The organism is Bradyrhizobium genosp. A (assembly GCF_049949275.1).
In the GTDB taxonomy this organism is placed as follows: Bacteria; Pseudomonadota; Alphaproteobacteria; order Rhizobiales; family Xanthobacteraceae; genus Bradyrhizobium.
On sequence record NZ_CP188196.1, the window covers coordinates 4,832,628 to 4,844,388 of the forward strand.

9 protein-coding genes are annotated in these 11,761 nt (G+C 62.9%); 3 read left to right on the top strand and 6 right to left on the bottom strand.

What is annotated here, in order from left to right; translation table 11 throughout:
* Positions 1-47: 47 nt before the first annotated feature.
* From ldtR to ACP2YP_RS22560, 5 genes are all read right to left on the bottom strand, one after another.
* Positions 48-566 carry a transcriptional regulator LdtR gene (gene ldtR, locus ACP2YP_RS22540; protein ID WP_027529973.1) on the bottom strand — a complete coding sequence of 173 codons (519 nt, stop codon included), beginning with the start codon at positions 564-566 and terminating at the stop codon, positions 48-50.
* Between the two features lie 461 nt (positions 567-1,027).
* Entirely contained in the window at positions 1,028-2,380 is a 1,353-nt protein-coding gene (locus tag ACP2YP_RS22545) for an LssY C-terminal domain-containing protein (RefSeq protein ID WP_426418535.1), read from the bottom strand.
* Positions 2,381-2,399: 19 nt separating this feature from the next.
* Positions 2,400-3,143 (bottom strand): carbonic anhydrase family protein, encoded by a 744-nt coding sequence (locus ACP2YP_RS22550; RefSeq protein WP_426418536.1) that lies wholly within the window; start codon positions 3,141-3,143, stop codon positions 2,400-2,402.
* Between the two features lie 284 nt (positions 3,144-3,427).
* The gene (locus ACP2YP_RS22555; protein WP_426418537.1) at positions 3,428-6,775 is read right to left on the bottom strand and encodes an AAA family ATPase; all 3,348 of its coding nucleotides are present in this window, start codon (positions 6,773-6,775) and stop codon (positions 3,428-3,430) included.
* A 246-nt stretch (positions 6,776-7,021) separates the two neighbouring features.
* Positions 7,022-7,525, bottom strand: coding sequence for a DUF6163 family protein (locus tag ACP2YP_RS22560; RefSeq protein WP_426418538.1), 504 nt, complete (start codon positions 7,523-7,525; stop codon positions 7,022-7,024).
* 125 nt (positions 7,526-7,650) lie between these two features.
* Here ACP2YP_RS22560 and hemB point away from each other — a divergent pair, with 125 nt between their 5' ends.
* The 3 genes from hemB to ACP2YP_RS22575 all read left to right on the top strand — a co-directional run bounded on the left by hemB (position 7,651) and on the right by ACP2YP_RS22575 (position 10,383).
* Positions 7,651-8,712 (top strand): porphobilinogen synthase, encoded by a 1,062-nt coding sequence (gene hemB, locus ACP2YP_RS22565; protein ID WP_426418539.1) that lies wholly within the window; start codon positions 7,651-7,653, stop codon positions 8,710-8,712.
* Positions 8,713-8,942: 230 nt separating this feature from the next.
* Entirely contained in the window at positions 8,943-9,476 is a 534-nt protein-coding gene (locus tag ACP2YP_RS22570) for an RDD family protein (RefSeq protein WP_426418540.1), read from the top strand.
* 130 nt (positions 9,477-9,606) lie between these two features.
* Positions 9,607-10,383: an arginyltransferase gene (locus ACP2YP_RS22575; RefSeq protein ID WP_426418541.1), complete on the top strand. Its 777-nt coding sequence runs from the start codon at positions 9,607-9,609 to the stop codon at positions 10,381-10,383.
* 3 nt (positions 10,384-10,386) lie between these two features.
* Here the strand turns inward: ACP2YP_RS22575 and ACP2YP_RS22580 are convergent, their stop codons facing one another.
* On the bottom strand, positions 10,387-11,751 hold the full coding sequence (locus ACP2YP_RS22580; RefSeq protein WP_426418542.1) for an Nramp family divalent metal transporter: 1,365 nt from the start codon (positions 11,749-11,751) through the stop codon (positions 10,387-10,389).
* Between the last annotated feature and the right edge of the window lie 10 nt (positions 11,752-11,761).

Consider the following 11,761-nt stretch of genomic DNA (forward strand, 5'->3'; position numbering starts at 1 on the left):
CTGCCGGTCTTGTTGGGGGCCGGCTTGGCCAAATCCCTTTGGAAAGCTCAGAGCCGATACAGGATCTGGTCGGTCCAGAACCGCTCGAGGCGGTGCAGCGACTTGTTGAGGGTCGAGAACTCCTCGCCCGAGATGCCGCCGACCTGTTCCACGGTCTTGACGTGCTTCTGGTAGAGGGAGTCGACGATGCGGCGGACTTCCTGGCCCTGCGGCGTCAGGCGGATGCGCACCGAGCGGCGGTCAACGCGCGAGCGCTGATGATCGAGGAAGCCGAGCTCGACGAGCTTCTTCAGATTGTAGGACACGTTGGAGCCGAGATAGTAACCGCGCGTGCGCAGTTCGCCCGCGGTCAGCTCCTTGTCGCCGATGTTATAGAGCAGGAGCGCCTGCACGGAGTTGATGTCGGCGCGGCCACGACGATCGAACTCGTCCTTGATCACGTCGAGGAGCCGGCGATGCAGCCGCTCCACCAGAGTCAATGCTTCCAGATAGAGCGACTGCACCGAACCCTGCGGGCCCGAAACGCGCTCTGCGGTATCTGCCGCAGTTGCGACGGCTTTCATCATGACACTTCCCCTGTTGTCGTTTTTATCGACACTTATTCGACGAAACTTGTGTCCCGTCTGATAGGTGCAACTTAAGGGGGGCGTTTGAAGATCGGCTTAAATAAGAGAATAAAGAGATCATGAATTTAAGACAGTGAATTGCGGATTAAGCCTGTGCCACAAGCACTTTTCGCAACCGTCTGTTGACCCTGGCAAGGTCCTGTTCACCCTCCGTGCGCAGGGCGTTGTCGCATTCCAGAACAACCTGCCCTGTTTCGAAACGAGGCTGTAAGATGTGTGGCGGCTTGCTCGGATCCGCGAAAACTTGCTGCAAATTTGAGGCAACCCGCGGTCAACCATCAGGCGCGAAGTCGCTGTCGTGGCCCGGAGGCGCAGCGGCGCCAAAGCGCCGCTGGGCTGGAGCTGGAACCCGGATGCCGGAGCGTAGGGCCGTCGAAGGTAGCTTTGGCGCAAACCGGCGCTTACGGCGGTTGCCCCTGTTGGCGAGGGCGCTCCCAATCCAGGAATTCGATTTTGTCGAAAGCTCTGCGAGGCGTGCCGACGAACATGACGACCCGAAGACCATCGGTCAGATAGGGATCGCCACCAAGATTGGCGCGCGGGTCAGGCATCGACGATGCCCCGACGCCCTGTACGAAGCCGAAGCGCGAAACGGCCCCCGACATGATCAGATCCTGCAGCAGATAGGAGCGGTCCTGGTCGACGTCCGGACTAATTTCATGCGTGGTCAGGTACCAGACCTGCGTTGTCAGCTTGATGCCAATGTCGCGACTGATTTGGCCGACCCAGACCTGCTGGCCTTCAACCGTGAAAGGCGCGAGCCATAGCCGCAAATGGTTGCGCAAGCTTATGTTGTTGCGGGCCTTCTGCAGCGCGACATCCTGCTCCCGCCCGAAAACATGCAACGGGCTGACCGGTGCGTTGAGATATTCGCTGCGAAACAGGAACGCCTGGATCGTCCGATAGACGCTGTGCAAGTCGAATGGCTCGTCCAGCTTCCATCCGCGTCCAATGAACGCAAACAATGCGTCCAGTCCGCGGCCGATGACCACGATATTGAGCGGGTCACCATAACCAGTGCCGCTTCTGTTGGCAGCGCAGCAGGGTAGCTGTGCCAGTTCTGCGCGCAGCCCCGGCAGATCGACGTCCTTCATCGTGGCTGGCGCATAGATGCTTCCGAAATCGACCCTTTGGATCGCATAGGACATCCCGCGGATCGGCAACGCGAACCGGAACAGGAGTTCCTCCTTGCCGGTCTCGAATCCGACGCTGAACAGTTTCAAACCGCCTTCCCGGTGGGTGAAGACGAAGCCCGCCGCGGTCTGCTTCTGCCGGATGATGTCCGGCATCGGGGCCTGCGCAACTCCGGCCTTGATCAACGCATTGGCGCTGCCTCGCCACCATCTGCCGAGCAGCCGTTCCACCTCCGATTCCGCAAAATAATTTGGGTCAGTGACGATCGGCAGAAACTCCAGAACGGAGTCACCGGCGTTGTCTACCTCCAGCCAGATCGCCTGAATGCCGTGGTCGGCCAGGGAGGCGCCGAAGTAGCGCTGGCTTTCATTGTCAGTCAAAACCGCCGCGCGAACGGTCACCGCGCCCTGCCGGCGAAGTTCGGCACGAGACATGAATGATTGCTCCGCTGATCGATCGGGGCTGCTACCACCAAACCAACCGAGCGCGGCGAGCCCAAGAAGCAATGCTATCGCCAACGCGGGCCAGCGCCATCGTTTCATGGCGAGCCAATTCCGTCGCAGAACCGTCACCGCGGTGCTCGAAACAAAACCAACCTTCTCGATCGAGCCCGGCTCCACGACTGGCCCCGCGCGAACTTCAGCTGAAGAACTCCACGGCGCCCGTTTCGAGGTTATACATTGCGCCGGTGATCTTGATGGTACCCTTGGCCTCCAACTCAGCCAGAACCGGACTGACTTTCCGGATATCGGCCACGGTCATTTCAACGTTCTTGCGCGCAACGGCGTCCACAAAGGCGTAATTCTTCGCCGACCGCTCGCCCGTATAGGCTGTCGCTTGAACTGCGGGTTTGATCTTGGCCAGCAATCCCGTGAGATTGCCCAGCTCGGCGTTATCGATGGCGCCCTTGATTGCACCACAGCCGGTGTGACCCATAACAAGCACGACTTTGGCACCCGCCAGTTTGCAGGCGTACTCCAGACTGCCCAGAATATCGGCGTTTTCAACGTTGCCCGCGACCCGACAGTTGAAAATATCGCCGATGCCAAGGTCCATGATGACCTCGGCCGGGGCGCGCGCGTCCATGCAGGTCAGCAGTGCCGCCGCAGGATATTGTCCCGAAGCGCTTGCCTTCTGTTCGCGAAGATAGTTGCGCTCCTTCCTTTCGCCCCTCCGAAAGCGCCTGTTGCCTTTCTTCATTGCTTCGATGATCTGCTCCGGAGTCAACTTGTCGCGCAACTCCTTCGTAAGAGCGTCTGCGCGGGCATCACCCGCGAAGAGCAGGCTTCCGCCGCCGAATGCGGCTGCGGTCGCTCCGCCCGCGAGCCTGAGAAAATTGCGGCGGTCGAAACAATGGCAGTCCCGCCCTGAATCCTGGTGCATTGGCGCCCCTTTTCAAGCTGCATGTCCCGGACACACTAGCCTCAGCCTATGACATTGACAAAGTGCGACAATGAAGAGATGCAATCAACACGTGTTAGGTAAGCGCCGCTTACATGTCTAGCGAACGAAAGCGGCCTTCTCAAACCGGCCCAGTGCGAGCAGGATACGATTTGGTGCGGCCTTTGCCTATCACCCCAAAAATCAGAAGAACACATGGATCGCGAGCCCGTACCGATCGATCGTGATCCGGCTGCTCCTCGCTGCCGTGTAATTTGAAAAGGTCCTCATTGCGCCAGATCGATGAGCAGAACCTTCGCGTCTTTCAAGTCACGGGTGTCAAAACCTTCAGTGAACCAGCCGTAGACGGGCGAGAGGAGATCGCGCGCCTCAGCTCGCTTGCCCTGATCGCGCCAGAGCCGAGCGAGGTCCAGGGCCGCACGCAGCTGCCAGAACTTTGCGCCCTGTCGCTGCGCGACTTCGAGCGCGCGGTGATAGCTGTTCTCGGCTGCAGCGTGCTCGTGCGTGGACAGCAGTAGCCTGCCCCGCATCCGATGTATTTCGGCCTCGATCCACCGCTCGTGTGTCGTCTCAACCAACTTCTCCGTCTCGGCGAGATGATCGAGCCCTTCTTGCGCCTGCGCCGCCATTCCGTAAGCCTCGGCGAGGGTCGTCAGAAAAAAAGGAATCATCAATTTGCGCCCCCCAGCGCGGCACACTGTCAGCCCCTGAAGGAGTTGCGGGATGCCCTCCGCGGCTTGCCCCAGGCCGGCCAGACACCAGCCGCGTATGATGTTTCCGATCGCCAACGAGTCGCGGAAGCCATGCTCGTTCGAGACGGCCACGATCTCGTTCGCTGACGCAAGCATTGTATTGGCTGATTGAATTCCATCGAGCGCCCAGTCGCCATACCAGGCCTGGCGTAACGCGAAGGCCCGCATAAAGGGCGAGAGCCGTTGCGACTCGGCCAGAGCCTCGTCCCGCCGCGAACGCGCCAGGTCGAGATGACCGAGGCAGAGCAGTGTCCGGAAAAAATGGATCATGGCTCCAACGTAGGGATCCTCCGCCGTCGGCGCGAAGGCTCGATACGTCGAGTCCCATAAAGAGAAAGCACTCTCATGGTAAACGCGGACGTCAGAGAACTTGCCGAGGTAGAAGCAGATGTTCCCACTGATTTGCGACCCAAAACACCTCCACATCGCGTCGTCCCCGGCCTCACGCAGGTGACACAGCTCCCCGGCGTGATGCTCCGCTTGCTCCAGCTCGCCACGGACGATGCGAAACAAATATTGGCCGTAGAGGACAAGTCCCAATTGCTCCGGTCGCTTTAGTTGCTCGCAGAGTTGACGCGCGCGAGCGTAGACTTCCCCGGTCTCAACCTCGGCCAGTCCCTTCGTCGTCTCCAGTGCGTGTCCGAGTGCGATCTGCAGATCAAGCTCCTGCTCCCGGCGTGCGGCGCCGTCGGGCAGACCAGTGAGGATGTCGAGACCCTTCCTGAGCTGTGCCACCGCTTCGATCATGGTGCCCCGTGCAATGGCCTTCTGGCCTGTCTTGAGGCAGTAACCAACGGCCTTCTCGACGAAGCCCGCTTCCGCGCAATGCTGCGCCAGTCGCTCGGGCTGCATCTCTACGATTTCTGGAAATTGGCGTTCGAGGGTAGCGGCTATACTGCCATGCAGCTGCTGCCGCCTGGCGCGCAGCAAGGTGCCATACGCGGCATCCTGAACCAGGGCATGCTTGAAGGTGTATTGTGCGTCGGGAGGAGTCCCACGCCGGAAGATCAATTCGGCGTGCACGAGTTGTGCCAGGGCATCATCCAGTTGCGGCTGAGGCATAGACGTAACGGCGCTGATCAGCGCGTGCGAGAACTGACGTCCGAGCGCCGCCCCGATCTGCGCCACTTCCCGCACCGGTGCCAGGCGATCGAGCCGCGCCAGCAGCGAGGCGTTTAGCGAAGTCGGGATGGCTAGGGCCGGCAATGGACCTGCCGCCACGTATCGATCGCCAAGGTCGGTGAGGACACCACTCTCAACCACGGCCTTGGTCAGCTCCTCGATGAATAAGGGGATACCGTCGGTTCGGGCAAGGATCTGTTGCAACACCTCGCCGGGCAGCATCTTGCCGCCCGTGACCTGCGCAATCAACGATGACCCTTCGTCTCGGCCGATGCGCCCGAGCTCAATGTGGGTCACATGCGCATAGCCCGGCCAAGGTGGTCTGAACTCCGGCCGTGCCGTGACGAGCAATAGCACCGGCAGGCGCTGCACTCGCTCGATCGTCAGTGTCAGCAACTCGAGCGTCGTTGGATCGATCCAGTGGACGTCCTCGTACACAACCAACAGAGGTTGCCGCGCCGCCAGGCGCTCCATGTGCGCCAGGAGTGCATTCAAGGTGCCTTCCCTATGCCTTTGCGGGCTCAATTGGGGAAGCGGATAGCGCCCAGCATTCGGGACTGACAGCAATGCAGCGATGAAGCCGATTTCCTCGGGTGGCGTATGGGATCGGGCGAGTACGACCTCCAATTTCGTAAGCTTCTCCATGGCCGTGTCGTCGCGCGTCAAGCCAGCGGCCCGTTCGAATTGGCCGATCCAGGGGTGCAGTGGCGTGGACTGGTGATGTGGAGAGCAGAACTGGCGCAGTCGGGCATGCGGATCAAGTTGTAGATGTCCCTGGACAGCAGCCGCAATGCGAGACTTGCCGATGCCCGGCTCGCCGGTGAGGACCACCATGCGTCCTTCGCCAGACTGGACCTGCTGCCAGCGCCGCAGCAGCAACTCGAACTCCTCGGTCCGGCCGACGAGCGGCGTCGTCCGGACCGAGCGCAACGCCTCGAAGCGGCTCTCTATGGAGCCGCCCCGCAGCACCGCCCAGGCCCGCGTCGGTCCGGCAAGGCCCTTGAGGTTCTGGGCGCCCAAGTCGTGAAGCTCGAAGAGATTGCCGAGCAGCTTCCGCGTGCCCTCGGCGATCACCACGCTGTCCGGTTCGGCAACCCCCTGCAATCGCGCGGCGAGGTTCGGCGTCTCGCCGACGATGCCGCGCTCCTGGGCTTCACCGGATCCGAGCAGGTCGCCGACCACGACCAGGCCGGTTGCAATGCCGACGCGAGTTTGCAGCGAAGCACGGGTCTTCAGCTTTCTAACCTCCGCGATCAGTTCCAGTCCCGCCCGTACGGCCCGCTCGACATCGTCCTCGTGAGCCGTGGGGTAGCCAAAATAGACGAGCACGCCATCGCCCATGTATTTAGCCACGAATCCGTTGAAGCGGCCGACGGCCTCGGCGACGCACTGCTGATACGCAGAAATGATGTCTCGGAGATCCTCCGGGTCCATGCGGGCGGAGAGCGCGGTCGAACCGACGAGATCGGCGAACATCACTGTCACCTGGCGTCGCTCGGCATCATGCTGGTGCTTCCGCTCGGGCGCGACTGCGGGCGGCTGGGTTGGAGCGGCGCCGGTGCCTGCAAGCGCACTGATCGCGCGCAGCATCTTCCGGCGATGGCCGAGCAAGACGCCGATGTCCTTGAGGTCCTGGTCCGTCAGATCCGGGACCACGGAAAGATCGATGCCGTTTTCAGCAAACCGGCCCGCATACTGGGACAATCCGAGCGAGGCCAGCCAATCCGTGATCGTTGTCACCGGCTGTCTCCTCGCAGTTGCGCAGCGACCGGATGGTACACTAAAAAGCGATCAGCTAGAAGGGAACAACGGGAATTGACGGTGCAGCGCAATCATCGATGCGCGCGACAGCCCCTTTGGCGCGACGATGGGCTTACGCCACTGTTTTGCCCCGACGTGTCAAATCGTCGTTGCGGCGTCGCTTGACGCATGCTTGCCCGCGACGGCTACTTTGCATGGGGTTGTTTTCGATATTTTTGTCGGAGGCTATGGCGGCCGCTCACGCGCGGCCATCCAGGCGAGCGCAAGATAGGCAGCGAGCATGAAGGCCTCGACGCCGACCACGACGAGGCTGCCGCCATAGATGCCGGGGAACATCAGCTCGATCACCGCCATCGAGACCACGGTCGTGAGCCACACCACCGCGCCCCAGGGCGTGGCGAGCCAGAGGCCGACGGCGGCGACGAGCTCGATCACGGCGAAGTAGATGGTCGAAGCCTGCCAGGCCATTGATTGGTTCTCGAACGCCTCGTCCTCGCCGCCGACGAAGCCCGTCACCTGCGCCCAGTGATAGAGGCCCTTGAGGATCGACAGCAGCGCCATCACCCGCAGGAACAGCACCAGCCGGCGCGTCCAGACACTATCGTCGGACTCGGGGCGCTCCGACGAGATCGCCGCCACCGACATCGCATTGTCTCGGGCGCTGTCTCTGACGGCGTCCCTGGCATTGGCGCTGTCGCGGGCCGCATCGCGGGTGGAGATCTCGGACATGGCCCCCCTTCTGGCTGGTTCGCCCCGCAAAATCAATCGGCAGCCCATCCCTTGCGGGAGGTCAAGCCGCGGTGACGGGAACCATGCGAGCTGGTATAAGAATAATTCCAGCCGGAGGAAGAGTGATGGCGATCAAATACGGACGTCCGATCGAACTGCGCGAGGTCGCGCGCGGGACTGGTGCAGCGGTGCCTCATGCCCTCGATCTGACCGTCCGCCCGCGCCGCAACCGCAAGGCCGAATGGGCCCGGCGCATGGTGCGCGAGAACGTGCTCACCACCGACGATCTGATCTGGCCGCTGTTCCTGATCGACGGCAACAACAAGCGCGAGCAGATCGCCTCGATGCCCGGCGTCGAGCGTCTCAGCGTCGACCAGGCCGTGCGCGAGGCCGAGCGCGCCATGAAGCTGACGATCCCCTGCCTCGCGCTGTTTCCCTACACCGACCCCTCCTTGCGCGACGAGGAAGGCTCGGAAGCGACCAACCCGAACAATCTGGTCTGTCAGGCGGTGCGCGCGATCAAGAAGGAGTTCCCTGACATCGGCATCCTCTGCGATGTCGCGCTCGATCCCTTCACCAGCCACGGCCATGACGGCCTGATCGTCGACGGCAAGATTTTGAACGACGAGACGGTCGCAGTGCTGGTGCGTCAGGCGCTGGTGCAGGCCGAAGCCGGCTGCGACATCATCGCGCCCTCGGACATGATGGACGGCCGCGTCGCCGCGATCCGCGAGGGGCTGGACCGCACCGGCCTGCTCGACGTGCAGATCATGGCCTATGCCGCGAAATACGCCTCGGCCTTCTACGGCCCGTTCCGCGACGCCATCGGCTCGGCCAAGACGCTGACCGGCGACAAGCGCACCTACCAGATGGACAGCGCCAACACCGACGAAGCGCTGCGCGAAGTCGAGCTCGACATCTCCGAAGGCGCCGACATGGTGATGGTGAAGCCCGGCATGCCCTATCTCGACGTGGTCCGCCGCGTGAAGGACACGTTCGCGATGCCGACCTTCGCCTACCAGGTCTCCGGCGAATACGCGATGATCGCAGCCGCGGCCAACAACGGCTGGCTCGACGGCGACCGCGCGATGATGGAGAGCCTGCTCGCCTTCAAGCGCGCCGGCGCGGATGGCGTGCTCAGCTATTTTGCGCCGAAGGCGGCGGAGAAGCTGCGGAGCCAAGTGTAAGGCATCGTAGGGTGGGCAAAGCGTAGCGTGCCCACCATTCTGCTTGAAATCACGGAACGATGGTGGGCACGGCGCTGACGCGCCTTTGCCCACCCTACGGCAGCCGCGCCAGCGGCCTCCCCGCCCCCGAATTGCCGGAATATTTCGGCTTGTTGACGCCCGCGCGCCCTTGGCAGGGGAAGGGCCTGTTCCCATGTCCTGCCACGGGAGTTTCCCCTGGGAGAACGGACATGTCGTATTCGGACTCGGGCAATGCCTGGCGCAGTGACGGCGCGGCTCACGCCTATGATCCCTACCTGCATCCGGAACTGTTTCGCGGCGTCGCGACGCGGCGCGTGTTTGCGTTCCTGATCGACATGGTCGTGATCTCCGTTCCCGTCATCCTCGGCTACATCTTCATCGCCTTGTTCGGCGTGGTGACGCTCGGCATCGGCTGGGCGCTGTTCTGGCTGGCCTGGCCGGCCTCCGTGGTCTGGGCCATCGTCTATTACGGCGCCTGCATCGGCGGCCCCTCGTCCGCGACGATTGGGATGCGGATCATGGATCTGGAGTTGCGCACCTGGTATGGCGCGCCCGGCTACTTTGTCCTCGGCGCCACCCACGCCGTGCTGTTCTGGGTGACGGTTTCGTTCCTGTCGCCCTTCGTCGTGCTGGTCGGCCTGTTCAACGGCCGCCGACGCCTGTTGCACGATTTCGTGCTGGGAACGGTCGTGATCAACAATTCCGTTCGGGCGCCGGTGCCGCAGACGGCAAGGACGTATTGAGGACCCGATGATCAAGGACCTACTAACCAGGTTCCGCTAAGCTGACTGATCTGGTCTGCCAAGCGGACCGATTGACCGGGAGCCTGCGTAGCGCGATGCTGATACTTACTTCGGAGGCCCACGACGTCCCTTGACCCAGCACTCGCGCGATACCCCACAATTTTACCTCACGGCGCCGTCCCCCTGCCCGTATCTGCCGGGCCGGCACGAGCGCAAGGTGTTCACGCACCTCGTGGGTGACCGCGCCGGCGATCTCAACGACCTCCTGACCCATGGCGGGTTCCGCCGCAGCCAGTCGATCGCCTACCGGCCGGCCTGCGACCAGTGCCGGGCCTGCGTGTCGGTCCGCGTGGTCGCCAACGAGTTCCGTCCCTCCCGCAACTTCCGCAAGGTGATGGCGCGCAATTCCGACATCATCGGCGAGCAGCGTAGCGCGGTGCCGACCTCCGAGCAGTATTCGGTGTTCCGCGCCTATCTCGACGCCCGCCACCGCCATGGCGGCATGGCCGACATGACCGTGCTCGACTACGCCATGATGGTCGAGGACAGCCATGTCGAGACCCGCATCATCGAATATCGCAAGCGCGGTCCCGACAGCGGCATCACCGGCCGGGGCGAGGAGCTGATCGCGGTGGCGCTCACCGACGTGCTCAGCGACGGCCTGTCGATGGTCTATTCGTTCTTCGAGCCGAGCCAGGTCAGCCGCTCGATGGGCACCTTCATGATCCTCGACCACATCGCCCGCGCCCGCCGGCAAGGCCTGCCCTACGTCTATCTCGGCTACTGGATCGAAGGCTCCAAGAAGATGGACTACAAGGCCCGCTTCCTGCCGCAGCAGCGCCTCGCACCCTCAGGCTGGCTGCGCATCGACGCGCAGGGCGATGCGACGTCCGAGCCGCAGGACTAGCGCTCACCCGAACAGCGTATCCACCAGCAACTTCACGTTCAAAATCACGATCACGCCCGCGACGATCCACGCGATCGCGGCGACGTATGGGGGGATCGCGAACTGCCCCATCTTGCGGCGGTCGGAGACGAAGCGGACCAGCGGGATGACCGCGAAAGGCAGCTGCATCGACAGCACGACCTGGCTGAACACCAGCAGATCCGCGGTGCCGCGTTCGCCATAGATCGCGGTGACGATGATCACCGGGACGATGGCGATACCGCGCGTGAGCAGGCGGCGCGCCCAGCTCGGCAGGCGCAGGTCAAGAAAGCCTTCCATCACGATCTGGCCGGCGAGCGTCGCCGTCACCGTCGAATTCAGGCCCGAAGCGAGCAGCGCCACCGCGAACAGCGTCGAGGCGATACCGAGGCCGAGCAGCGGCGACAGCAGCTCAAAGGCCTGGTCGATCTCGGCGACGTCGGAATGGCCGCTCTTATGGAAGGTCGCCGCAGCCACGACGAGGATCGCGGCATTGATGAACAGCGCCAGCATCAACGCGATGGTCGAGTCCGCTGTCGCCCACTTGATCGCTTCGCGACGGCCCTCGTCGTTGCGCGCATAGGCGCGCGTCTGCACGATCGACGAATGCATGTAGAGATTATGCGGCATCACGGTCGCGCCGATGATGCCGATCGCAATGTAGAGCATCTCGGGATTGGTGAAGATCTCGGTCTTCGGCACAAATCCCCTGAGCATCTCGGCAACCGGCGGCGCTGCCGCGGCAAGCTGGACCGTGAAGCAGACGGCGATCACGACCAGCAGCGCGATGACGAAGGCTTCGAGGAAGCGGAAGCCGCGGTTCATCAGGACGAGCAGCAGGAAGGCATCCAGCGCGGCGATCAGCGCGCCGCCAATCAGGGGAATGCCGAACAGAAGTTTCAGCGCGATCGCGGTGCCGATCACCTCGGCGAGATCGCAGGCGATGATCGCCGCTTCGCAAGCCAACCAGAGCAGAAAATTCACCGCGGGCGAGTAGGTCGCGCGGCAGGCCTGCGCGAGATCGCGGTCGGTGACGATGCCGAGCCGCGCCGCCAAGGACTGCAGCAGGATCGCCATCAGGTTCGAGAGCAGGATGACGGACAGCAGGGTATAGCCAAACTTCGACCCGCCGGCGAGGTCGGTCGCCCAGTTGCCGGGGTCCATGTAGCCGACCGAGACCATGTAGCCCGGGCCGACGAAGGCCAGAAATCGTCGCCACCAGCTCCCTGCCGTGGGGATGGCCACCGTGGCGTTCACCTCGGCCAAGCTCTTCGTCATCGGCGCGTCGGCGCGCCAGCCGGCGGCGTCTTGGGTCAATTCTTGGGTCAGATCGGGCGATCGGGCATCCATGCTGGCACAA

Excerpts from the sequence above, each read along its gene's own strand:
- ACP2YP_RS22550 (WP_426418536.1), bottom strand. The coding sequence starts at position 3,143 with ATGCACCAGGATTCAGGGCGGGACTGCCATTGTTTCGACCGCCGCAAT.
- ACP2YP_RS22570 (WP_426418540.1), top strand. The coding sequence starts at position 8,943 with ATGTCGTATTCGGACTCGGGCAATGCCTGGCGCAGTGACGGCGCGGCT.
- ACP2YP_RS22580 (WP_426418542.1), bottom strand. The coding sequence starts at position 11,751 with ATGGATGCCCGATCGCCCGATCTGACCCAAGAATTGACCCAAGACGCC.
- ldtR (WP_027529973.1), bottom strand. The coding sequence starts at position 566 with ATGATGAAAGCCGTCGCAACTGCGGCAGATACCGCAGAGCGCGTTTCG.
- ACP2YP_RS22560 (WP_426418538.1), bottom strand. The coding sequence starts at position 7,525 with ATGTCCGAGATCTCCACCCGCGATGCGGCCCGCGACAGCGCCAATGCC.
- hemB (WP_426418539.1), top strand. The coding sequence starts at position 7,651 with ATGGCGATCAAATACGGACGTCCGATCGAACTGCGCGAGGTCGCGCGC.